The organism is Streptomyces siamensis, assembly GCF_039543605.1.
GTDB classification, from domain to species: domain Bacteria; phylum Actinomycetota; class Actinomycetes; order Streptomycetales; family Streptomycetaceae; genus Streptomyces; species Streptomyces siamensis.
This window is the reverse complement of sequence record NZ_BAABKB010000013.1, coordinates 170,255-192,876: the sequence shown is the minus strand read 5'-3', so window position 1 is coordinate 192,876 and position 22,622 is coordinate 170,255. Positions and strand designations below refer to the sequence as shown.

Below are 22,622 nucleotides of genomic sequence, written 5' to 3'. Positions count from 1 at the left end.
CTTGTCAAGAGGGTGGGCTGCTTCCGCATGTGTGCCGGGGCGGCTCCCCAGGACGCCCGGCGGCCCGTGGCCCGGGCCGCGCGCGCAAAGCCCGAAGGGCCCGGTGCCGAACCCCGCGGACGGGGATCGGGCACCGGGCCCTTCGGGCTGTCGTGCTCCGAGGACTAGGCCTCGTACACCTCACGGACCAGCTGCTCCTGCTCCGCCTGGTGCCGCTTCGCGGAACCGACGGCGGGGGAGGAGGAGTGCGGACGCGAGATCCGGCGCAGGCGCTCGCCGTGCGGGACGTCCGCGCCGACCGCCAGGTCGAGGTGGTCGATCAGGTTGAGCGCGATGAACGGCCAGGCACCCTGGTTCGCCGGCTCCTCCTGGGCCCACAGGTACTTCTCGGCGTTCGGGTACTTGTTGACCTCCGCCTGGAGCTCGGCACCCGGCAGCGGGTAGAGGCGCTCGATGCGGATGATCGCCGTGTCCGTGACACCGCGCTTCTTCCGCTCGGCCTCGAGGTCGTAGTACAGCTTGCCGGCGCAGAAGACGACCTTGCGGACCGCCGCGGCGTCGACCGAGTCGTCGCCGATGACGGGGCGGAAGGCACCCGTGGTGAACTCCTCCGTCTTCGACGCGGCGGCCTTGAGACGCAGCATCGACTTCGGGGTGAAGACCACCAGCGGCTTGTGGTGCGGGTTGTGCACCTGCCACCGCAGGAGGTGGAAGTAGTTCGACGGCAGGGTCGGCTGGGCGACCGTCATGTTGTTCTGCGCGCACAGCTGGAGGAAGCGCTCGATGCGGGCCGAGGAGTGGTCCGGGCCCTGGCCTTCGTAGCCGTGCGGGAGCAGCAGGGTGACGCCGGACGTCTGGCCCCACTTCTGCTCGGCGGCCGAGATGTACTCGTCGACGACGGTCTGCGCGCCGTTGACGAAGTCGCCGAACTGCGCCTCCCACATGACCAGCGCGTCCGGGCGGGCCAGCGAGTAGCCGTACTCGAAGCCCATGACCGCGTACTCGGAGAGCAGCGAGTCGTAGACGTTCAGACGGGCCTGCTCGTCCGAGAGGTACTGGAGCGGGGTGAAGTCCTCGCCCGTGACCCGGTCGATCAGCACCGCGTGACGCTGGCCGAAGGTGCCGCGGCGGGAGTCCTGGCCCGACAGGCGGACCGGGGTGCCCTCCAGGAGCAGCGAACCGATGGCGAGGGTCTCGCCCATGCCCCAGTCGATCGTGTCGTCCTCGATCATCGCGGCCCGGCGCTGGAGCTGCGGCAGCAGACGCGGGTGGACCGTGACGTGGTCGGGGATGTTGACCTGGGACTCGGCGATCCGCTTCACGATCTCCTGGGAGACCGCGGTCTGCACGGCCACCGGGAACTCGGCCTGCGGGTCGGGCACGTGCGCCTCGGCCGGGGCCGAGATCGCCTCGCGGACCTCGGTGAAGACCTTCTCCAGCTGGCCCTGGAAGTCCTGCAGCGCCTGCTCGGCCTCTTCCAGGGTGATGTCGCCGCGACCGATCAGGGACTCGGTGTAGAGCTTGCGCACCGAGCGCTTCTTGTCGATCAGGTCGTACATCAGCGGCTGCGTGAACGCCGGGTTGTCGGACTCGTTGTGTCCGCGGCGGCGGTAGCAGATCAGGTCGATGACGACGTCCTTGTTGAACGCCTGGCGGAACTCGAAGGCCAGGCGAGCGACGCGGACGACGGCCTCGGGGTCGTCGCCGTTCACGTGGAAGATCGGCGCCTCGATCATGCGGGCCACGTCGGTGGCGTACATGGACGAGCGCGACGACTCCGGGGCGGCGGTGAAGCCGACCTGGTTGTTGATGACGATGTGGACCGTGCCGCCCGTGCGGTAGCCGCGCAGCTGCGACATGTTGAGCGTCTCGGCCACCACACCCTGGCCGGCGAAGGCCGCGTCACCGTGCAGGGCGACCGGCAGGACCGTGAAGTCCGTGCCGCCCTTGTTGATGATGTCCTGCTTGGCGCGGGTGATGCCCTCGATGACCGGGTCGACGGTCTCCAGGTGGGACGGGTTCGCGGCCAGCGAGACGGCGATCTGCTCGCCGTCCAGGCCGGTGAAGGTGCCCCGGGCGCCCAGGTGGTACTTCACGTCGCCGGAGCCGTGCATCGACTTCGGGTCGAGGTTGCCCTCGAACTCGCGGAAGATCTGCGCGTACGACTTGCCGACGATGTTCGCGAGGACGTTCAGGCGGCCGCGGTGGGCCATGCCGATGACGACCTCGTCCAGGCGCGACTCGGCCGCGGAGTCGATCACCGCGTCGAGCAGCGGGATGACGGACTCGCCGCCCTCCAGGGAGAAGCGCTTCTGGCCGACGTACTTCGTCTGCAGGAAGGTCTCGAAGGCCTCGGCGGAGTTCAGCCGGCGCAGGATGCGCAGCTGCTCCTCGCGCTCCGGCTTGGAGTGCGGGCGCTCGATGCGGTCCTGGATCCACTTGCGCTGCTTCGGGTCCTGGATGTGCATGAACTCGATGCCGGTGGTGCGGCAGTACGAGTCGCGCAGCACGCCGAGGATGTCGCGCAGCTTCATCAGGGACTTGCCCGAGAAGCCGCCGACCGCGAACTCGCGCTCCAGGTCCCACAGGGTGAGCCCGTGCTCGGTGATGTCCAGGTCGGGGTGCTTGCGCTGCTTGTACTCCAGCGGGTCGGTGTCGGCCATGACGTGGCCGCGGACCCGGTAGGAGTGGATCAGCTCGAAGACGCGGGCGGCCTTGGTGACGTCGTCGTCGTGGCTGGCGTCGATGTCCTTGAGCCAGCGGACCGGCTCGTAGGGGATCCGCAGCGACTCGAAGATCTCGTCGAAGAAGCCGTTCTCGCCGAGCAGCAGGTTCGCGACGATGCGCAGGAACTCGCCGGAGGCGGCGCCCTGGATCACCCGGTGGTCGTAGGTCGACGTGAGCGTCATGACCTTCGAGATGCCGAGCTTGTTCAGGGTGTCCTGGGAGGTGCCCTGGAACTCCGCCGGGTAGTCCATGGAGCCGACGCCCATGATGACCGACTGGCCGGGCATCAGACGCGGCACGGAGTGGACGGTGCCGAGGCCGCCGGGGTTGGTCAGGGAGACCGTGACACCGGTGAAGTCGTCCATCGTCAGCTTGCCGTCACGGGCGCGGCGGACGATGTCCTCGTAGGCCTGCCAGAACTCGAAGAAGTTCAGCGTCTCGGCCTTCTTGATGCCGGCGACGACGAGCTGGCGGTCGCCGTTGGGCTTCACCAGGTCGATGGCGAGACCGAAGTTGACGTGCTCCGGCTTGACCAGGGTCGGCTTGCCGTCCTTCTCCGCGAAGGAGTGGTTCATCGACGGCATGGCCTTGATGGCCTGCACCATCGCGTAGCCGATGAGGTGGGTGAAGGAGATCTTCCCGCCCCGGGCACGCTTCAGGTGGTTGTTGATCACGATGCGGTTGTCGAAGAGCAGCTTCACCGGGACCGCGCGCACGGACGTGGCCGTGGGCAGCTCCAGGGAGGCGTTCATGTTCTTCGCGACCGCGGCGGCGGGGCCGCGCAGCGTGACGAGCTCGGGGCCTCCGGTGGCCGCGGTGGCCTCGGCGGCCTTCGGCTTGGCGGCGGCCGGGGCGGCCTTCGCGGGAGCCGGGGCGGCGGCCGCGGGCTTCGGGGCCGCGGGAGCGGGCGCGGGAGCCGCCGGAGCGGTCCTGGCCGGAGCCGCGGGTGCGGCGGGCGCGGCAGGGGCCGCGGGCGCGGCCGGAGCCGGCGTGATCGTGGTTCCTGCGGCCCCCGCGGCCGCAGTACCCGCCGGAGCCGAGGCGGCAGCCGCCCCCGGCTTGTAGTCGGCGAAGAAGTCCCACCAGGCACGGTCTACCGAATTCGGGTCCTGGAGGTACTGCTGATAGATCTCGTCGACGAGCCACTCATTGGGACCGAACGCAGCAGCGGGGTTCTTCCCGGCTTGGTCGTCGGTGGAGATGCTCGAGTTACTGGGGGACTGTGGCGACACGGCGGCAACCGCCCTCTTCCGCTTCACAAGGTGATGGACAGCGGAAATAAAGGCTACGCCCCCATGGCCGAGAAGGTCAGGCCGGGCCCGTCCAACGTCGTGTAAGTCACATCGGAAAGCGTGTTTCGGGCATGGAAATGGCGGGAAACAAGCGAGGTTCCGGTGCGGAATGGGTACGTCGACTCAGGGTCGCGGCAGTCCTCACGCGGCCCTCTGCCTGATCACACGTGTCCGCCAGCGCCGACACGGATGGATCTTGTGGCTCCGGTTCGAACTTTACGTCAACTTGGCAGAGAGGGGAGACCCGGAAGGGTGACCTGAATCCGGCAACCCCGCTGAGATTCGGCCACACCGATCCGGCCGCCGTGCAGATCGACCGCCCAGCGCGCGATCGCCAGGCCCAGTCCGGTGCCGCCGTCGCTGCCCGGACCGTGCGGCGCGGGCACCCCGCCCCGGTTGAACCGCTCGAAGACGCGGTGCCACTCCGACTTCGGGATGCCCGGACCCTCGTCCAGGATCTCCAGGGCCAGCGACTCCGGGTAGTCGCCGCGCCGTGCCTTGACCGTCACCCGGCCGTGCGGCGGGCTGTGCTTGACCGCGTTGTCGATGAGATTCGCCACCACCTGGTGGATCCGCTCCGGGTCCGCGTGCGCGGTCAGCTCGGGCGGCGACACGTCGAGGTGCAGATGCACGTCGGTGCGCGTGTGGCTGCCGGAGCCCGAGGCGATGCCCCCGCGCGCGGAGGACACCATGTTGGCCTCCTTGAGCACGCCCGACAGATACGGCCAGACCTCGAAGCGCCGCTTGTGCAGCGGCACCACGCCGTTGTCCAGCCGCGACAGGTCCAGCAGCGTCTCCACGAGCCGCCCCAGCCGCTCCGTCTGCTTCAGGGCCGTACGCATCGTCTCGGGGTCCGCGGCGGAGACGCCGTCCACGACGTTCTCCAGGACGGCGCGCAGACCCGCGATGGGGGTGCGCAGCTCGTGCGAGACATTCGCCACGAGCTCCTTGCGCTGGCGGTCCTGGGCCTCCAGCTCGTCGGCCATGAGATTGATCGTCTCGGCCAGGTCGCCGAGCTCGTCGCGGCGGTTGTCGCTCACCCGGCGCGTGTAGTCGCCGTGCGAGATGTACCGGGCGACCGCGTTCATCTCGTCCAGCGGGGCGGTGAGCGAATGCGCCACGAACTGCGTGATCAGCAGCGTGGCGATCATCGAGAAGACCGTGATGAAGCGCAGCTCGGTCTTGGTGTGCACCGCGATCATCGACAGCCCGGTCGTGATGAACACGGCGACGACGACGAGCGTGCCGAGCTTCGTCTTGATCGAGAAGGGCCGCAGGCCGCCCCAGGGGCTCACGCTCCTGCGCTCTTCGAACTCGTGCCGGCCGAACTCGCGCCGGCCGCCTCCGCGCTCCCCGAGCCCGCTCATCACATCAGCCCCCTCGAAGGTCCCGACGACCCGGCTCAGGGAGTCGGGGTCTCCAGCGCGTAGCCGACACCGTGGACCGTGCGGATCCGCTCGGCGCCGATCTTCCGGCGCAGGGCCTTGATGTGGCTGTCCACGGTGCGGGTCCCGGAAGCGTCCGCCCAGTCCCACACCTCGGCGAGCAGCTGCTCGCGCGAGAGTACCGCGCGCGGGGTGTTCGCCAGGCAGACCAGGAGGTCGAACTCGGTGGGCGTCAGGTGCACGTCCTCCGAACGGACCCGGACCCGGCGCTGCGCGTGGTCGATCTCCAGCTCGCCGAGCCGCAGGATGCCGCTGCGCGGCGTCGACGCCGCGACCACGGCGCGCTCGACCCGCCGCAGCAGGACGTGCACGCGGGCGGCCAGCTCGCGCATCGAGAACGGCTTCGTCATGTAGTCGTCGGCGCCGACGCCGAGCCCGACCAGCATGTCGGTCTCGTCGTCGCGCGCGGTGAGCATCAGCACCGGCACCGGGCGCTGGGCCTGCACGCGGCGGCAGACCTCCAGGCCGTCGAAGCCGGGCAGCATGATGTCGAGGATCAGCAGGTCGGGCTGCCAGGCCTCGGCGGTGTCGACGGCCGCCGGGCCGTCGCCCGCGGTCTGCACCAGGAATCCCTCGGCACGCAGGCGGGCTGCGATGGCGTCGACGATCGTCGGGTCGTCCTCGACCACCAGCACCCGGCGCTGAGCGCCCGGAGTCGCCGCCGTGCCGTTTTGGGAGGTGTGTGTCTGCTCCATCGCCCGCCCCTGAGGTGTGCTTTCCGGAATCCGTGGGGTGATCCCATGACTGCGCTTGACGCTTGAATGATCCGCGTCAGGGAAGCAGAGTACGGGCAGTCACCGTGCCGCGGCTATCCAGGCCTGACCGCGAGATGCACGACGTCCGGAACGCCCCGGGCAACCGGGATCTCTTCGGTACGCACCCGTTGGAACCCGGCATTCCGCAAGGTTCCTTCAAATTCCGGAGAGGGCTGGGCCGACCAGACCGCGAGTACTCCGCCGGGCCTCAACACCCTTGCGCAGCTTGCGAGTCCGGCGTTCGCGTACAGCCCGTCGTTGCTCTCGGTGACCGTCCAGTCGGGTCCGTTGTCGATGTCCAGGCAGAGCGCGTCGTACGTGTCGGATGTCTCATTGACGTAGGCGAGCAGGTCGGCCTCGACGATGTCCGTGCGCGGGTCGGCGAGAGCCGCCGCGGACAACTCGCCCAGGGGGCCGGCCCGGTGCCAGCCGATGACGGCGGGCTCGCGCTCGACGACGGTGATGCGCCCCCAGCGCGGATCGGCGGCGGCGTGTGCGAGCGAGAACCCGACCCCGAGACCCCCGATGAGCACGTCGGGATCCGGGCGCCCGTCCAGGGCGTCGTACGCGGCGTCGACGAGCAGACGCTCCGAGCGGCCGTCGGAAGTGTCCATCAGGAAGCACCCGTTGGCGATGATCTGCAGCAGCGCTCCGTGTCGCCGCAGCACGACCTCGCCGTAGGGGCCCTCGCTGCGGTCGATGACTACAGGAGTGTCGTACGAGGTGGCCATGGACCTCATCCTGGCACTTCCGCCGGGACGGGCCTGCGAATTTTCGGTATCCGGGGCGGTGACCGCGGGGGACGCCCGGCGCCGGACCCGGCGACGGGGAATGCCGTCGCCGGCCTCCGGCGCGACGGCCGGCCGGGGCTGCCCGGGTATTCATCCGAACGTGTCCCGGTGGGGCGCGGGCCGCCCGGTCCGACGGCCCCGGTGGCCGCGCGGGCCGGGACTCCGCACCGGACCCCGCGGACGTGCCGTGGCGGGCCCGCGCGCGGCGACGGTCGTGGCGAGGGGCATGGACAGTGGCGCCCGGGACGCGAAGGGTGGGGCGCGACACAAGGCCGCACCGTGGACCGGAGCACAGCCGTGGAACGCAGCACAGCAGAGCGGGCCGACACCGCGCCTGCCCACCCGGAGGTGGGTGCACCCCTCGGCGACGCGCTCGGCGGCGTGCCCCGCCAGCGCGCCGGCCACGGTGCGGCGTCCACGCCGGTCACGGACCGGGTGCCCGGACGGGACCCGGCGACGGCACCGCCTGCGGCCACGGCAGGGGCCGCAGTCGACGGGGCTGCGGCACGGGTCCCGGCCCGGCGCCTGCGGGAACTGCTGCCCACGCCCGCAGGTACGCCCTTCACCTTCACCTACGCGCTCGTCCTGGCGGCCGTCTCGGTCGCCGCCGGCCACGTGGACCCCTCCCTCGTGCACGCGCTGCACCAGGGCTCCAGTACGGACGTGGCACACCTCGCGGCCCACCCGATGCTCGTGCTGATCGCCAGCGCGCTGTGGATCGCCGGGGGCGTCACCTCCCCGTACGCGATCGGCTTCCTCCTCGTCCTCACCGCGCTGGAGCGGCGGACCGGCGGCCTGCGCGCGGCCGGTGTCTTCCTGCTCGGGCACATGGCCGCCACGCTGGCCACCGAGATGCCCGTCGGTCTCGCGGTCCTGGCCGGCCACCTGCCCGGCAGCTCTCTGCACCGCCTCGACTACGGCATCAGCTTCGGCGTCGCCGCGAGCGTCGGCGCGCTCGCCGGACTGCTGTCCCCGTGGCTGCGCGTGCCGCTCCTGACCGGCTTCGGCGCGATGCTGGTCGGGGACCTGCTCTCCTTCACCGACCCCATGACCGAGTGGGGACACCTGATGGCCCTCGCCGTGGGGATCTCCACGTGGCCCCTGGTGCGGCGCGCGCGGGCGGCGCGGGCGGCACCGTGAGCACCGGAGTCGACCGGCGCCGCCGACCAAGGCCCTCGGCCGATCGCGGACCACGGTCCTCGCCCGGCGCCGACCATCGGCTTCACCAGGCATTCCCCCGGCGAACCGCCGTCGGCGGGCCCCCGGGCCGGGCCCGGAAATGAGCGATCGCTCACAGCGAACGGAACCCGGGGAACAATCGAAGCCAGCCCAGCATTGAGTCGGCATAGCTCAACTTGACTGCCGAAGGGGAGATCATGGCTTCGACGTCCACACCGCTCACCTTGCCCGTGCTGCCGCTCGATGACGAGGTCGTGCTGCCCGGAATGGTGGTTCCGCTGGACCTGAACGACACCGATGTACGCGCCGCGGTGGAGGCCGCCCAGGCCGCCGCCCGTTCGACGCCCGGCAAGCCGCAGGTGCTGCTGGTTCCACGGATCGACGGGACGTACGCGGGCACCGGCGTGCTCGGCACCGTCGAGCAGGTCGGCCGCCTGGCCGACGGCGACCCGGGCGCGCTGATCCGGGGGCGCGGGCGTGTGAAGGTCGGCGCGGGGACGACGGGCCCCGGTGCCGCACTGTGGGTGGAGGGCACCCGGGTCGACGAGACCCTGCCCGAGCCCCTGCCCGGCCGGGTCGCCGACCTGGTCAAGGAATACAAGGCCCTCGCCACCAGCTGGCTGCGCAAGCGCGGTGCCTGGCAGGTGGTGGACCGCGTGCAGCAGATCGACGATGTTTCCGCCCTTGCCGACAATTCCGGTTACTCCCCGTTCCTCTCCATCGAGCAGAAGGTGGAGCTGCTGGAGACCGCCGACCCGGTGGCCCGGCTGAAGCTGGCCACCGAGCAGCTCCGCGAGCACCTCGCCGAGCAGGATGTCGCCGAGTCCATCGCCAAGGACGTGCAGGAGGGCGTCGACAAGCAGCAGCGCGAGTTCCTGCTGCGGCGCCAGCTGGAGGCCGTGCGCAAGGAGCTGCGCGATCTGAAGGGCGAGTCCCCCGAGGACGAGTCCGACGACTACCGTGCCCGCGTCGAGGCCGCCGATCTTCCGGAGAACGTCCGCGAGGCCGCGCTCAAGGAGGTCGAGAAGCTGGAGCGGTCCAGTGACCAGTCGCCCGAGGGCAGCTGGATCAGGACCTGGCTCGACACCGTCCTCGAACTGCCGTGGAACGAGCGGACCGAGGACCAGTACGACATCCAGGGCGCGAAGGCGCTGCTGGACGCCGAGCACGCCGGTCTGGAGGACGTGAAGGAGCGCATCACCGAGTACCTCGCCGTGCGCAAGCGCCGCTCCGAGCGCGGTCTCGGAGTGGTCGGCGGACGTCGCGGCGGTGCCGTGCTCGCCCTCGTCGGCCCGCCCGGCGTCGGCAAGACCTCGCTCGGCGAGTCCGTGGCGCACGCGATGGGCCGCAAGTTCGTCCGCGTCGCCCTCGGCGGTGTCCGGGACGAGGCGGAGATCCGCGGCCACCGGCGTACCTACGTCGGAGCGCTGCCCGGCCGTGTCGTCCGTGCCATCAAGGAGGCCGGGTCCATGAACCCGGTGGTCCTGCTGGACGAGATCGACAAGGTGGGGTCGGACTTCCGCGGCGACCCGGCCGCGGCGCTGCTCGAAGTGCTCGACCCGGCACAGAACCACACGTTCCGCGACCACTACCTGGAGGTCGAACTCGACCTCAGCGACGTGGTGTTCCTGGCCACGGCCAACGTGCTCGAAGCCATCCCGGAGGCCCTGCTCGACCGTATGGAGCTGGTCCGCCTCGACGGCTACACCGAGGACGAGAAGGTCGTCATCGCCCGGGACCACCTGCTCCCGCGTCAGCTGGAGCGGGCCGGTCTCAAGCCGGACGAGGTCACCCTCGACGAGGGTGCGCTGCGCAAGCTGGCCGGCGAGTACACGCGGGAAGCGGGCGTGCGCAACATGGAGCGGGCCGTCGCGCGACTGCTGCGCAAGGTCGCGGCCCAGCACGAACTGGGTGAGCGCGAGCTGCCGTTCACGGTGACCGAGGCGGACCTGCGCGGTCTCATCGGACGGCCGCACCACGTGCCCGAGTCCGCCCAGGACCCGGCCGAGCGCCGCACCGCGGTGCCCGGTGTGGCGACCGGTCTGGCCGTCACGGGCGCCGGCGGCGACGTGCTCTTCGTGGAGGCGTCGCTCGCCGACCCGGAGACGGGCGCGGCCGGGCTGACCCTGACCGGTCAGCTGGGCGACGTGATGAAGGAGTCGGCGCAGATCGCGCTGTCCTTCCTGCGCAGCCACGGCGCCGAGCTGGAGCTGCCGGTCGGCGACCTGAAGGACCGGGGTGTGCACATCCACTTCCCGGCGGGCGCGGTCCCCAAGGACGGGCCGAGCGCGGGCGTCACCATGACGACGGCGCTGGCGTCCCTCCTGTCGGGCCGTCTGGTCCGCACGGACGTGGCGATGACCGGTGAGGTCTCCCTGACCGGTCGGGTGCTGCCGATCGGCGGCGTGAAGCAGAAGCTGCTCGCCGCGCACCGGGCGGGTGTCACCACGGTGATCATCCCGAAGCGCAACGAGGCCGACCTGGACGACGTCCCGGCCGAGGTCCTGGAGAAGCTCGACGTCCACGCCGTCACGGACGTCCGCCAGGTCCTCGAACTGGCCCTCGCCCCGGCGACGAACGGCGCGAGCCCGCGGGTACCGCTCGCGGCATGACCCCGGAGGCACCGGTGGTGGCGTGACGGCCGCCGCCGGTGCGTCCGGTACGGGAAGGCCCGGGTCCGTGAGGGAGCCCGGGCCTTCCCCATGTCCGCCCGCGGTGTCAGCCGTTGGCGAGTGCCTGCACCCGGTCGAGGGCTCCGTTGAACTTGTCGTGGTCGCCCACCGTCGGTCCGGACGACGTGTACTGCCACATCGTGTAGTAGGACCAGCCGGCCGGCAGGGTGCCCGGGGCGGAGGCGTAGCGCGCGATCCACAGCGGGTTGGCCGCGGCGAAGCCGCCGTAGTTGCCCGTGCAGTCGACCCACCAGCTGGTGGCCGTGTAGATCACGGCGTCCCGGCCGGTGCGGGCCTTGTACTGGGCGAGGAAGCTGCTGATCCAGCTGACCATCGCGCTCTGCGTCTTGCCGTAGCAGGCGGCGCCGTACGGGTTCCACTCGATGTCGAGGACACCGGGGAGCGTCTTGCCGTCACGGGACCAGCCGCCGCCGTGGTCGACGAAATAGTTGGCCTGTGTGGCGCCGGTCGTCGTGTCGGGCGTCGCGAAGTGGTACGCGCCGCGGATCATGCCGATGTTGTACGAGCCGTTGTACTGCTGGGCGAAGTACGGGTTCGTGTAGTACGTCCCCTCGGTCGCCTTGGTGTAGGCCCACTTGACCCCGCTGTTCCACAGGGTCGACCAGGCGACGTTGCCCTGGTGGCCGGAGACGTCGACGCCTTCGGTCTGGGTGGCGTCGCCGCTGTTGGGGGTGCCGCCCTGGCCGTCGTGCGCGACGACACCCATGCCCATACGGGCGGTGCCCCGCGCCGGGGTGTCGGCGGCGGACGACGGGAGCGTGCTGAGCGAGGAGAACGCGGCGAGCAGGATTCCTACCGCGAGCAGACGCAGGCGGTGGGCCGTTCCGGATCTGTGCACGGGCATGTGCGTGCCTCCGAAGGGCTCGGTGGAGCTCGGTGGGGGGAGTGCGCGGGCATGCGCGCCGCCGTGGCACTGGGGAGTACAGGTCTTCGTCGACCTGGAATGGCGTGCGCATGCCAGTAAGTGCCTGGTAAAGAAGCTACGCACGTAGAGCGCGGCGTGGGAAGAGGGGTCGGAGGCTGCCGTTGGTCTACGCCTGCGAAATACTGACGGAGCTGCGGCAATGGCGAGTTCTGGCGGAAACTTTCAGGATCGGGAAACCGGGTCAGGGGTGCTGACGTGCACGACAACGGAAACGGCGGCGGGCAGCGTGTCGAATCCGCGGCGTCGGGAAGTGGTGTGGACCAGGAATTCCCGGCACTGGAACGCGAGTTGACGGTGTTCCTGCGGCGCGCCCGCGCGTCCTCCGGCGAGATGGCCCGGGAGGTCCATCCCGACCTGGAGTCCTCGGCGTACGGGCTGCTGTTCCGGCTGGAGGAGTGCGGCCGGCAGCGCGCCACGGAACTCGCGGCGTACATCGGCGTCGGCAAGGCCACGATGTCGCGGCAGCTCCGGGCCCTCGAAGACCTCGGCCTGGTCGGCCGCGAGCCGGATCCCGCCGACGGCCGCGCATGGCTCGTCCACCTCACCGACGAGGGGCGGGAACGCTTCCGCAAGGTCCGCGAGGCCCGCCGGGCGCGCTACGTGCGCCAGCTCGCGGACTGGGACCCCCGCGAGGTCGCCGAACTCGCCCGTCTGCTGCACCAGCTGAACACGGGCATGGAACAGCGCTAAGGGGCGCCGTCGGGGTCGGCCCGGACCTCCCCGCCGGGCCTCGTACCCCGCCCACGTCCCTGCCGGGCCCCGCACCCCACGTCCTCGCCGGGCCCCGCACCCCGCCCGCGTCCCTGCCGGGCCCCGCACCCCACGTCCTCGCCGGGCCCGCACCCCGCCCGCGTCCCCGCCGGGCCCCGCTCACAGCTCCACGTACACGACCGTCGCGTCGTCGTGCGTCTTGCTCCGGCGCAGATGCACCCGCTCCTCCGCGTCCGCGGCCTCCAGGGCCCGTACGCGGTCGACGAGGGCCTGCGCGCCCTCCTTCCGCACGAGGGCGAGCAGTTCGGACCAGCCGCCCGCGCGGAACTTCTCCGTCCAGCGGGTGGCGCCGTCCGTGAGCGCGGCCAGGGCGCGGACCGAGTCCCGCGGCAGTGTCCCCGTCACCGCGCGGGAGGCCACCGAAGGATCCGCCGCCGCCGTGAAGAAGCCGCCCTCCTTGTTGCGCACGGTCGCGTCGGCGACGGCGTCCGTGGCGAGAGAGGCGCGCGGCAGGCGGGCCAGCCGGTCGTCCAGCAGCGCCGTCACCTCGCCGGTGGTGGACTCCACCAGCAGGGCCGAGTCCGACAGGACCAGGTACTCCACTTCGGTCGCGGACCAGCGGGCGAGGACCACGGTTGCCTGGGGCGTGCGCGGGTGAGAAAGGTCACATGTGCCGGCATGGGTCTCGGCCACCCTCCGAATGGCACGCGACAGGATCTCAGTCAGGGTCAAATCCCTGAGCGAAACGGACAGTTCGGTCAGGGCGCCGCCGAGCCGGGCGGAGAACCAGGAGACGGAATGCAGACAGCCGTAATCCCCCTGTGGAGGTGTCACCCCGTCGAGGACGACCAGTGAACCCCCTTGTCCCGAGGCGGGAAGTCCGATCGATGCGAAGTCCTCATTGGGGCGGCCCGGGTCGCCCGGCTCCGAGACGAGTTCAGTGCGCATCCAGCCAGTCTGCACGAGCCCTTCACAAGGCCCACGAAAGGGCGACATCGGTCGCCGAACACCTGCGGACCAGCAGCTCAGGCGCCGGGTTTGGCATGGAATGATCGACTCCGGGAATGCGTGGCGGCGAATACTGCCAAAGGGCGTCGCCGACGTCCAACCGGCCCGCCGTACGGGGCGTCGGCGGGTGCCCGAGGAACTTGCCCGCCAACTCCCGTCCGGGGTTCACTCCTTCGAGTGGCGGGTCAGATGATGCGGGACCACTGCCCACCGGCACTGGGAGGGTCGGGGCCGTACCGGGCGGACGCCGCAGTTGACGGGAAGTCACCCGGGCCCATGGGTTAACGAGTCAGGAATGCGAGCACCGGTGCAGAAGACGCGGCCGAGGCGCACAGGCAAGCAGACGGCCACCGGGCCCTCCGGGCCCTCGGGCCCATTGGCAGGGGCCGCCACCGGCGACGGCGCCGACTCGGCGGGCCGGGGGAGGCGCGCCCACGTACGCAACCGGCTGATCGTCGCCGTGGCGGTCGTCGCGGCTGCCATCGCCGGCGCGGGAGCCCCGACCGTGCTCGCCGCCTCCGAGCAACTGAACGACTCCCAGAACCTCGTGACGCTCGCCCAGCGGACCCAGCAGGCGCTGACCCTCGCGCACTCGCTGGCCGACGAGCGCGACGAGGTCACCTCCTACGTCGCCGCGGGCCGGCCGAAGGACAAGGCACCCTCGGAGCAGCGCAGCGCCCGGGTCGACCGGCAGGTCGAGGAGCTGCGGGCGGACGAGGACGCCCCGGCGACCCTCCTGAAGGACCTCGACGGCATCTCCGCCCTGCGCAGGTCCGCGCTCACCGGCAAGAGCACCGCCCTCGAAGCGCACCAGGCGTACTCCGCCGCCATCACCGAACTCCACGCCCTCGCCGAGGACCTGGCGGACCAGCTGCCGCCCCGCGCGGGCTCCGGCGCGCACGCCCTCGCCGAACTCGACTCCGCGGTCCAGCAGTCCGCCGCCGCCCGGGGCCTGCTCCTCGCCGCCCTCGGTGTCCCGCGCTCCACGCAGACGGTCATCGATCCGGCCACCGGTCTGCCGACCACGACCAGAAGTTCGTCGGCCGCCGACACCAAGCAGCGGGACGCGCTGAGCGCGGCGGCCCAGCAGGCCCGCCTCCGCTCGGACGCGGCCCTCGCGGACTTCCGGGAGACGGCGCCCAAGAGCGCCAAGACGTCCTACGACTCCACGGTCACCGGACCCGACGTCGGCACCGCCGACCGGTACCTCGCGCGCCTGACCGATCAGCCGACGCTCTCCGGCGCCGAACTCGACACGTCCGTGAAGAAGCTGGACGCCGCGCTGTCCGCCCGTATCGAGCTGATGCGCGGCGCGGAGGCCTCCCTCAACGAGCACCGCACCGAGGACCTCGAACAGCTGCGTGACGACGACGTCACCGCGCTGGAGATCCGTATCGCCCTGATCGGCACGCTGCTGCTCGTCGCGGTCGGCGTCTCGATGGCCATGGCCCGCTCGCTCACCCGCCCGCTGGCCGTGCTGCGTCTGGGCTCCGCCCGGCTCGCCGCCGACCCCGGCACCGAAGAGCCGGTCAAGTTCACCGGCCGCAACGACGAGTTCGCCCAGGTGGTCCGTTCCGTCAACGCGCTGCACGCGCACGCGGCCGGACTCCACGAGCGGCTCGCCACCCTCGAGGGCGACCGCAAGCACCTCATCGGCCAGCGCCAGCTGATGGCCGACGAACGCGACCGGCTGCGCGGTGAACTCGCCGAGGCCGCCACCCACCTGGAGCAGGTGCGCGGCACCATCCACGGCACCTTCGTCAACCTCGCGCTGCGCACGCTCGGCCTCGTCGAGCGTCAACTCGGCGTCATCGAGGGCCTGGAGGACCGCGAGCAGGACCCGGACCGTCTCGCCACGCTCTTCAAGCTGGACCACTTCGCCACCGTCATGCGGCGGCACAGCGAGAACCTGCTGGTCCTCGCGGGCGCCGAGCACGTCCAGCACCACGCCGGCCCGGTCCCGCTCGTCGACGTCGTCCGTGCCGCGGTCAGCGAGATCGAGCGCTACGAGCGTGTCCGGATCGCCGCGCTGCCGCCGCACGCGCACATCGCCGGTTTCGCCGCCGACGACATGAGCCACCTGCTGGCCGAACTCCTGGAGAACGCGACGTCGTTCACGCCGCCCGACCTCCCCGTCGAGGTCTCCGGCTGGCTCCTGGAGAGCGGCGAGGTGATGCTCTCCGTGCAGGACGAGGGCATCGGCATGACGTCGGAGCGGATGACCCAGCTCAACGACCGCCTCGCCGCCTTCGACCCCGAGGACACGTACGACCAGGAGAGCGGCGAGGGCCTCGGCCTCGGCCTGTACGTGGTGGCGCGGCTCGCGCACCGGCACGGTGTGCGGGTGCAGCTGCGCGAGCAGAAGCAGGGCGGCGTCGCCGCCGTGGTCGTCCTCCCGAAGGCACTGCTCGCCGCCGCGCCCTCCGCGGCCGTCCCGACGACCGCGCGGCACGTCGGGGGCGCGCCCTCGGTGACCCTCCCCGGAGCGGACGCCGAGGCCAACTCCAACGTCCTGCGCGGGCGTGCGGCGCTCACCGCGGCGGACCCCGCCGGGGACGAGGACCCGCTGATCGCCGCGGCCCAGGCGGCCGTCCGCGAGGCCGGCACCGAAACCCGGCCCGAGGACACCGATCAGCTCCAGGGCACCGACCGGCCGCAGGACATCGACCGGCCGCAGGACGCCGGCCTGTCGCAGGACACCGGCCGGCCGCAGGACGTCGTCGCTCCGGAGCCGGAGCGGACGCCGGAGCAGGCGCCCGAGGCGCCGGCCGCCGCCGAGCCGCACCGCGTGCCCGGACCCCGGCGCGAGGCCGAGCCCCGGACCGCGCCCGAGGCGGACTTCGCGGACACGTCGGCACCCGAGACCACGATGGAGCTCCTGCTCCCGTTCCCCCCGGCCGAACCGACGGCGCCGGAACCGGCCACGTCCGGACCGGCCGCGCCCGGACCGGCCGTGTCCGGGACCGGAGCACCCGAGACCGCGGCCCCCGCGCCGGAGCGCGGCCCGGTGGCCCCCGCGTCGGAGCGCGGCCCGGTGGCACCCGAGCCGGAGTCCGGGCCGGTGTCCGAGCCCCGGGCGGAGACCTCCCGGACCACGGGAGCGGCTCCCCGGTTCTCCGGCCCCGCCGCCGGCAGCGCCCAGGACGCGGACGGAACCGCCCAGGCGGCCCCCGACCCGTACGCCATAGGCCCGGACACCCATGAGCGGGTGCCGGACGAGACTCCGCGGATCACCGACAAGGGCCTGCCCAAGCGGACGCCGAAGATCTCCGCGCCCGCCCCGGCCCCGCGCCCGCGCACCGGCGGTGTGGACGCGGAGGCACTGCGGCGCAGGCTCGGCGGCTTCCACCGGGGTGCCGTCGAGGGCCGCCGCGACGTGGAGGCGGAGATCGCCGAACGCACCACGGAGACCAACGCGCCGCAGACGCTCAACGCGCGAGACGCAGAAGCATCGGGGGGCACCGTCGAGGAGGCAAGCAGTTGACCGCGTCCAGTACCTTCGGCCTGAGCAGTGAGGCCCGCAATCTGCACTGGCTGCTGACGAACCTCGTCGAGGAGGTGCCGGGACTCCTGTCGGTCGCGGTCGTCTCCTCCGACGGGCTGCTGCTGCTCTCCTCAGACCCCGGCAGGAACGCCGAGGCCCGGACGGCGGACACGGAGCGCCCCAGCGGCCCCAAGGGATCCTCCGCGGACCTCGCCACCATCGTCTCCGGCATCGGCAGCCTCACCATCGGCGCCGCCAAGCTGATGGACGCCGGTGGGGTGAAGCAGACGATGGTCGCGATGGACGAGGGCAGCGTCTTCGTCATGTCGATCAGCGACGGTTCGCTGCTCGGGGTGCACGGTTCGCCGGACTGCGACATGAGCGTGGTGGCGTACCACATGGCGCTCTTCGTCGGCCGTGCCGGACATGTGCTGACCCCCGAACTGCGCAGTGAGCTCCGAAAATCCCTTGAGTCCGACTCGATGGGGAGTACCCGATGAGTACGTCGAGCAGTACGTCCGCCGCGGCTCGGCTCCCGGTGCGCGGCGGCGATCGCAAGCCCGCCCGCGTACGGCCCTATTCGCTCACGGGCGGCCGGACCCGCTTCGGGCACGTCCTGCTCGTCGAGACGTTCGTGGCGGCGCTGGAAGCTCCCGAGGAGCGCAAGGAACTCACCGACGGCCGGCCCGCGTACCGGGTGATGCCCGAGATGCGCGCCATCGTCGAACTCTGCCGCCGGATGCGGACGGTGGCCGAGATCGCCGCCCTCCTCAGGATGCCGCTCGGCGTGGTCCGGGTCCTCCTGAGCGACCTGGCGGACCAGGGAAAGATCCGCGTGTACGGAACAGGTCACGGCCCGGGACAGCCGGACCGCGCTCTGCTGGAAAGGGTGCTGAGTGGACTCCGTCGTCTCTGACGCCGCCCCTGGCGTCGCCCCTCTCCTCGACGAAGAGGAGAATCTGCAGGCCTGGCAGACGGACCGCACCCGCGCCCCGATCGCCACCAAGATCGTCGTCGCGGGCGGCTTCGGCGTGGGCAAGACCACGCTGGTCACCGCGGTCTCCGAGATCCAGCCCCTCCAGACGGAGGCGCTGATGACACAGGCCAGTGAGGAAACCGACGACCTCACCGGTACGCCGGACAAACTGACCACCACCGTGGCCATGGACTTCGGCCGCATCACGCTCGACGACGACCTGGTGCTCTACCTGTTCGGTACGCCGGGTCAGCAGCGGTTCTGGTTCATGTGGGACGACCTGGTGCGCGGCGCGATCGGCGCGGTGGTCCTCGCCGACACCCGCCGCCTGTCGGACTGCTTCCCCGCACTGGACTACTTCGAGAGCTGCGGACTGCCGTACGTCGTCGCCGTCAACCACTTCGACGGCAGCGAGCGGTTCGAGCCCGAGGACGTGCGCGAGGCCCTCACAGTGCCTCCGCACATACCTGTCATGATCATGGACGCGCGTCGCCGGATCTCGGTCGTGGAGACCCTGCTGGCCCTGGTCGGCCACGCGCTCGAAGTAAGCCCCGAATAGGGACGCCTAGGTCCTAGGAGAAACAAGCCGCATGCGGAAGATACTCGTCGTCGGAGCCGGTCAGTCCGGACTCCAGCTCGCCCTCGGCCTCCAGTCGCACGGGTACGAGGTCACCCTGATGTCGAACCGGACGGCGGACGAGATCCGTACCGGCCGTGTCATGTCGACGCAGTGCATGTTCGACACGGCCCTGCAGCACGAGCGCGATCTCCAGCTGAACTTCTGGGAGTCCCAGGCCCCGAAGATCGAAGGGCTCGGCGTCTCGGTCGCCGCCCCCGGCTCCTTCGACCCGGGCCCCTCGCAGCGCGCGATCGACTGGGTGGGCAAGCTCGACGGGTACGCCCAGTCGGTCGACCAGCGGGTCAAGATGGCCGGCTGGATGGAGACGTTCGCCCAGCGCGGCGGCCAGCTGGTCATCCACGGCGCCGCGGTCTCCGACCTCGACTACTTCTCCCGCACCTACGACCTGGTGCTGGTCTCGGCCGGCAAGGGCGAGCTGGTGTCGATGTTCGGCCGCGACGCCTCCCGCTCCCCGTTCAGCGAGCCGCAGCGCGCCCTCGCCGTCGCCTACGTCCACGGCCTGGGCCCGCGCCCCGAGCACCCGGACTTCGACGCGGTCCGCTGCAACCTGGTCCCGGGCGTCGGCGAGCTCTTCGTGATGCCGACCCTGACCACCTCGGGCCGCGCCGACATCCTCTTCTGGGAGGGCATACCCGGTGGCCCGCTCGACGTCTTCAACGGCGTCAAGGACCCCGCCGAGCACCTCTCCCTGACCCTGGAACTCATGGAGCGGTTCACGCCCTGGGAGTACGCGCGGGCCACCAAGGTCGAACTGACCGACGCGAACGCCACGCTGTCCGGGCGCTACGCCCCGACCGTCCGCAACCCGATCGGCCGGCTGCCCGGCGGCGGCCTGGTGCTCGGCGTCGCCGACGTGGTCGTGGCGAACGACCCGATCACCGGCCAGGGCTCCAACTCGGCCTCCAAGTGCGCGGCCGCGTACCTCGCCTCGATCGTCGAACAGGGCGACAAGCCCTTCGACGAGGAGTGGATGCAGGCCACCTTCGACCGCTACTGGGACACCGCCCAGCACGTCACGAAGTGGACCAACGCGATGCTGGGCGTCCCGCCGGAGCACGTCCTGAACCTGATCGGCGCGGCCGGCCAGCTCCAGCCCGTGGCGGACCGTTTCGCCAACGGCTTCGACAACCCGGCCGACTTCGAGAACTTCTTCTTCGAGCCGGAGAAGGCGGAGGCGTACGTGGCGTCGGTCGCCGGGGCGTGACATCCGCCTGACCGGCGCCCCGGCCGTTCGCTGCCGGTTGCCCCCGGACGGCCGACAGACGGCCGGCGTCACCCGTCACGTACGAGACCCAGGGCCCCCGGACACCACGTCCGGGGGCCCTGAGTCTTGATCACGTCATGCGAGGTTGACGGTCAGGGAGCCGTTCGCGGGCTTCTTGATCGGGATGTTGCCGACCTTGTACGTATTCGTGTCGCCGTCGTCGTCGACGCAGACAACCTTGGCGGTGCCGGTCGTGCCGCCCTTCGGAATGCCTCCGAGACTGACGCTGTACTTCTCGACCTTGGCCTCGCCGGGCGGTTCGTCCGAGTCGGCGGTCCCCTTCTTGGGGGTTATCGTCACGGTCTTCGGTGCTGAATCGGGGAATTTGGCGCAGCTCACGGTTCCAATGACAGTGACCTTCACGGCGGCGTGCGCTGTGCCGATTGTCGCCAAGGATGCGGCGAGCGTCAGCGAGGCCATGACCGCGACGGGGCCGAGTGTCTTTCTCCTGGTGCTGCCGAAATTCCGCATCTCAGACTCCGTATTGATTTCAGACAGCTTTGTCGAGAGTGCCGGCCTGCGTAGGACGCAGGCCGCAGCGATTCCATCGCGTATGTTCGACTGCGCCGTCCTGTGGCTCCGTGCGCCTGCCGCTGAGGGCCGCACCCGACCGCTGATTCACGCATGCGGGGTCGGCCGTGCGTCGCGCTGGACGGCGCCGATCGTCATCGGTGATCCGGTTGACTCCGGATTTCTGCGCCAAATTCCTTGCGTGCCGAGTACTTCTTCGGGCGTGGCGTTCGCCATTCGAGCGTAGCGAGGGGCGGGCGCCGCGTCCACTTTTGTCTCGGCGTGCGTGATGGACGGCTGAATCACTGCGGCAGCACCGCTGACTGCCGGTCGGAATGATTGATTTCGAAAGTCGATGCTTCTGGCGCCGGAGGAAACCGTGCACGGCAAGGACCGGAATGCGCGTGGCGGCCCACGGCCCGCAACGAGCCCTCGTGTGGGGGACATCTTGCAGGGTGAACGGCCTACAGGGCCGTGGGCGCACTGCTCCGGGCCGGAGAAGACCGAGGCGTGCCTGGCGTCGGTCGCCAGGGTCGGCCGCCTGATCGTCGGCCGCGGGCTACGACGTCCTGTTGTTGCCCGTGTCCGAGCCCTTCGTCGCCGGTGCCGGGAGCTTCGGCGGGGTGTAGTGCCGCAGGGGCTTCCCGGCGGGGTCGGGGCGGACCGCACCGAGCAGCGGGTTCGCCGCGATCGGTGACACCTTCACGTTGGTTCCCGGCCGCGGCGCCTGCACCACCATGCCGTCGCCCAGGTAGAGGGCGACGTGGGTGGCCTCGGGGAAGTAGATCACCAGGTCGCCGGGGCGCAGCTCGCTCAGCGGGATCCGCGGGAGCCGCGCCCACTGCTCCTGGCTGGTCCGGGGGATGGGATCCCCGGCGTGGACCCATGCCTGCGAGGTCAGCCCCGAGCAGTCGTAGGACTTCGGGCCCTCGGCACCCCACACGTACGGCTTCCCGATCTGCCGCACGGCGTACCGCACCGCCTTCTCGCCCTCCCGCGACGGCGGCTTCGCGCTGCTGAGCGAGCCCGAGGCCAGGAACTTCTTCTGCGCCTCGGCCACACCCGACTTCTCGAACCTGTCGAGCTCGGCGAGCTGATCGGCGGTCAGCGAGGCCAGCAGGTCCTGCACCGCGTCGAGCCGCTTGCTCACATCGTCCCGGTCCTTCTTCTGCCGTTCGGCGAGGCCGAGTTGGGTGTCGAGCGCCTTACGGGCCGCAAGCGCCAGCGTCTCCGTGCGCTTCTCGCTCCCCGTCACCCGCTGCACCGTCTCGGCGCGTTCCAGCGACAGCTGTCCGAGTACGTGGCCCTGGTCGAGGGCGTGCTGCGGATCGCGGGCGAGCAGCAGCCGCACGTACGAGGAGATCTCGTCGCTTCCCTGGTACTGCTGGCGGGCCAGTCGGCCGGCCTCCCCGCGGCTGTCGTGCAGGGACAGGCGGGCCTGCGCGAGGTCGGAGTCGAGCCGGGTGACCTCGGCGCGCTGCTTCTTCAGCTTGTCGGCGGTCGCGTTGTACGTCTCGGTGGCGCGTTCCGCGTCCCGGTACAGCCGCTGAAGGTCCGTCAGCAGCTGGGCGACGGAGCGCTGTCCGGCGGTACCCGCGGACGTGTCCGCCCGGGTGCCCGTACCCGGGCCCGGATCCGGGACGGCCGCCGCCGGCGTGGGCGCGAGCAGCGTCCCGGCCGCGACCGCCGCCGTACAGACCAGACGCAGAAGCCTTCCTGACACGTCATCACCTCCGGTGCCGGGGTGGTACCTCCACCTCGCACCGGCAGGATGGGACGAGCGCATCCCGATCGCGCGCAGACTGGCCGCTTCGGCCCAAGAAGGTCACTCGTCGGCATGGGGGCTCGGCGTGGCGCCGCCGGCCGTCTCCCCGCTCTCGCCCTCGGCCCCGGTCGCGGTCCCGCCCTTGTTCTTGGACCACGGCCAGACCGGCCGGCGTCCCCGCTTCCCCTCGGGGTCGTACTCGTACTTCCAGCCCTGGTGCAGCCCGAGCCGCTTGCTGCGGCCCGCTTCCACGCGCCGGTAGACGAGCACGGTGGGCGGGCCGCCGTCCTTGTCCGGCACCGGGACGCGGTAGGTCTTCGGCGGATGTCCGGTCGGCCCGAGCAGGATCGGCAGCACCCGCCCGTCGAGGGGGCCGCCCACGAAGGGGGTGTCTTGGCTCTTCACGCCCCCAGTGTCACAAACGCCTCGGTCGCACCGGCCCATGAGCGCCCCGGCC

General features: G+C 71.2%; 17 protein-coding genes. 8 read left to right on the top strand and 9 right to left on the bottom strand.

What is annotated here, in order from left to right:
• Positions 1-164: 164 nt before the first annotated feature.
• The 4 genes from ABEB03_RS19565 to ABEB03_RS19550 all read right to left on the bottom strand — a co-directional run bounded on the left by ABEB03_RS19565 (position 165) and on the right by ABEB03_RS19550 (position 6,950).
• On the bottom strand, positions 165-3,959 hold the full coding sequence (locus tag ABEB03_RS19565) for a multifunctional oxoglutarate decarboxylase/oxoglutarate dehydrogenase thiamine pyrophosphate-binding subunit/dihydrolipoyllysine-residue succinyltransferase subunit (protein ID WP_345650443.1): 3,795 nt from the start codon (positions 3,957-3,959) through the stop codon (positions 165-167).
• Positions 3,960-4,240: 281 nt separating this feature from the next.
• Entirely contained in the window at positions 4,241-5,386 is a 1,146-nt protein-coding gene (locus tag ABEB03_RS19560; RefSeq protein WP_345650439.1) for a HAMP domain-containing sensor histidine kinase, read from the bottom strand.
• A 35-nt stretch (positions 5,387-5,421) separates the two neighbouring features.
• Positions 5,422-6,159 carry a response regulator transcription factor gene (locus tag ABEB03_RS19555; protein ID WP_028802127.1) on the bottom strand — a complete coding sequence of 246 codons (738 nt, stop codon included), beginning with the start codon at positions 6,157-6,159 and terminating at the stop codon, positions 5,422-5,424.
• Positions 6,160-6,272: 113 nt separating this feature from the next.
• Positions 6,273-6,950 (bottom strand): spermine/spermidine synthase domain-containing protein, encoded by a 678-nt coding sequence (locus tag ABEB03_RS19550; RefSeq protein WP_345650433.1) that lies wholly within the window; start codon positions 6,948-6,950, stop codon positions 6,273-6,275.
• A 357-nt stretch (positions 6,951-7,307) separates the two neighbouring features.
• On the opposite strand from ABEB03_RS19550, the gene ABEB03_RS19545 reads away from it, so the two are divergent.
• Both ABEB03_RS19545 and lon read left to right on the top strand, forming a co-directional pair.
• A complete protein-coding gene (locus tag ABEB03_RS19545) occupies positions 7,308-8,150 on the top strand; it encodes a rhomboid-like protein (RefSeq protein ID WP_345650430.1) in 843 nt (280 codons plus the stop codon).
• Positions 8,151-8,386: 236 nt separating this feature from the next.
• A complete protein-coding gene (gene lon, locus ABEB03_RS19540; RefSeq protein ID WP_345650427.1) occupies positions 8,387-10,801 on the top strand; it encodes an endopeptidase La in 2,415 nt (804 codons plus the stop codon).
• 106 nt (positions 10,802-10,907) lie between these two features.
• Here lon and ABEB03_RS19535 read toward each other — a convergent pair whose 3' ends face one another.
• Complete coding sequence (locus ABEB03_RS19535; protein WP_345650425.1) at positions 10,908-11,726, bottom strand: lysozyme; 819 nt, start codon at positions 11,724-11,726, stop codon at positions 10,908-10,910.
• 276 nt (positions 11,727-12,002) lie between these two features.
• Between ABEB03_RS19535 and ABEB03_RS19530 the strand changes: the two genes are divergently transcribed.
• A complete protein-coding gene (locus ABEB03_RS19530; RefSeq protein WP_345650423.1) occupies positions 12,003-12,497 on the top strand; it encodes a MarR family winged helix-turn-helix transcriptional regulator in 495 nt (164 codons plus the stop codon).
• A 180-nt stretch (positions 12,498-12,677) separates the two neighbouring features.
• Here ABEB03_RS19530 and ABEB03_RS19525 read toward each other — a convergent pair whose 3' ends face one another.
• On the bottom strand, positions 12,678-13,466 hold the full coding sequence (locus ABEB03_RS19525) for a protein phosphatase 2C domain-containing protein (RefSeq protein ID WP_345650420.1): 789 nt from the start codon (positions 13,464-13,466) through the stop codon (positions 12,678-12,680).
• Positions 13,467-13,821: 355 nt separating this feature from the next.
• On the opposite strand from ABEB03_RS19525, the gene ABEB03_RS19520 reads away from it, so the two are divergent.
• From ABEB03_RS19520 to ABEB03_RS19500, 5 genes are read left to right on the top strand one after another with little or no spacing between them, the layout of a single operon-like run.
• Positions 13,822-17,010, top strand: coding sequence for a sensor histidine kinase (locus ABEB03_RS19520; RefSeq protein ID WP_345650417.1), 3,189 nt, complete (start codon positions 13,822-13,824; stop codon positions 17,008-17,010).
• Entirely contained in the window at positions 17,007-17,510 is a 504-nt protein-coding gene (locus tag ABEB03_RS19515) for a roadblock/LC7 domain-containing protein (protein ID WP_345650414.1), read from the top strand. The genes ABEB03_RS19520 and ABEB03_RS19515 overlap by 4 nt, the downstream gene beginning before the upstream one ends.
• The gene (locus ABEB03_RS19510) at positions 17,507-17,926 is read left to right on the top strand and encodes a DUF742 domain-containing protein (protein ID WP_028802135.1); all 420 of its coding nucleotides are present in this window, start codon (positions 17,507-17,509) and stop codon (positions 17,924-17,926) included. Before ABEB03_RS19515 ends, ABEB03_RS19510 begins: the two co-directional genes overlap by 4 nt.
• Complete coding sequence (locus ABEB03_RS19505; protein ID WP_095936613.1) at positions 17,907-18,545, top strand: GTP-binding protein; 639 nt, start codon at positions 17,907-17,909, stop codon at positions 18,543-18,545. Before ABEB03_RS19510 ends, ABEB03_RS19505 begins: the two co-directional genes overlap by 20 nt.
• Positions 18,546-18,576: 31 nt before the next feature.
• Positions 18,577-19,830 (top strand): styrene monooxygenase/indole monooxygenase family protein, encoded by a 1,254-nt coding sequence (locus ABEB03_RS19500; RefSeq protein ID WP_345650408.1) that lies wholly within the window; start codon positions 18,577-18,579, stop codon positions 19,828-19,830.
• A 135-nt stretch (positions 19,831-19,965) separates the two neighbouring features.
• On the opposite strand, the gene ABEB03_RS19495 is transcribed toward ABEB03_RS19500, so the two are convergent.
• The 3 genes from ABEB03_RS19495 to ABEB03_RS19485 all read right to left on the bottom strand — a co-directional run bounded on the left by ABEB03_RS19495 (position 19,966) and on the right by ABEB03_RS19485 (position 22,609).
• Positions 19,966-20,361, bottom strand: a complete 396-nt coding sequence (locus ABEB03_RS19495) for a hypothetical protein (protein WP_345650407.1) — start codon at positions 20,359-20,361, stop codon at positions 19,966-19,968.
• Positions 20,362-20,959: 598 nt separating this feature from the next.
• Positions 20,960-22,123: a C40 family peptidase gene (locus ABEB03_RS19490; RefSeq protein ID WP_345650405.1), complete on the bottom strand. Its 1,164-nt coding sequence runs from the start codon at positions 22,121-22,123 to the stop codon at positions 20,960-20,962.
• 102 nt (positions 22,124-22,225) lie between these two features.
• On the bottom strand, positions 22,226-22,609 hold the full coding sequence (locus tag ABEB03_RS19485) for a hypothetical protein (protein WP_425589265.1): 384 nt from the start codon (positions 22,607-22,609) through the stop codon (positions 22,226-22,228).
• Positions 22,610-22,622: the final 13 nt, after the last annotated feature.

Coding starts and splice junctions, on each gene's coding strand:
- ABEB03_RS19560 (WP_345650439.1), bottom strand. CDS start 5,386: ATGAGCGGGCTCGGGGAGCGCGGAGGCGGCCGGCGCGAGTTCGGCCGG.
- ABEB03_RS19555 (WP_028802127.1), bottom strand. CDS start 6,159: ATGGAGCAGACACACACCTCCCAAAACGGCACGGCGGCGACTCCGGGC.
- ABEB03_RS19550 (WP_345650433.1), bottom strand. CDS start 6,950: ATGGCCACCTCGTACGACACTCCTGTAGTCATCGACCGCAGCGAGGGC.
- lon (WP_345650427.1), top strand. CDS start 8,387: ATGGCTTCGACGTCCACACCGCTCACCTTGCCCGTGCTGCCGCTCGAT.
- ABEB03_RS19535 (WP_345650425.1), bottom strand. CDS start 11,726: ATGCCCGTGCACAGATCCGGAACGGCCCACCGCCTGCGTCTGCTCGCG.
- ABEB03_RS19525 (WP_345650420.1), bottom strand. CDS start 13,466: ATGCGCACTGAACTCGTCTCGGAGCCGGGCGACCCGGGCCGCCCCAAT.
- ABEB03_RS19520 (WP_345650417.1), top strand. CDS start 13,822: ATGCGAGCACCGGTGCAGAAGACGCGGCCGAGGCGCACAGGCAAGCAG.
- ABEB03_RS19510 (WP_028802135.1), top strand. CDS start 17,507: ATGAGTACGTCGAGCAGTACGTCCGCCGCGGCTCGGCTCCCGGTGCGC.
- ABEB03_RS19500 (WP_345650408.1), top strand. CDS start 18,577: ATGCGGAAGATACTCGTCGTCGGAGCCGGTCAGTCCGGACTCCAGCTC.
- ABEB03_RS19495 (WP_345650407.1), bottom strand. CDS start 20,361: ATGCGGAATTTCGGCAGCACCAGGAGAAAGACACTCGGCCCCGTCGCG.
- ABEB03_RS19485 (WP_425589265.1), bottom strand. CDS start 22,609: ATGGGCCGGTGCGACCGAGGCGTTTGTGACACTGGGGGCGTGAAGAGC.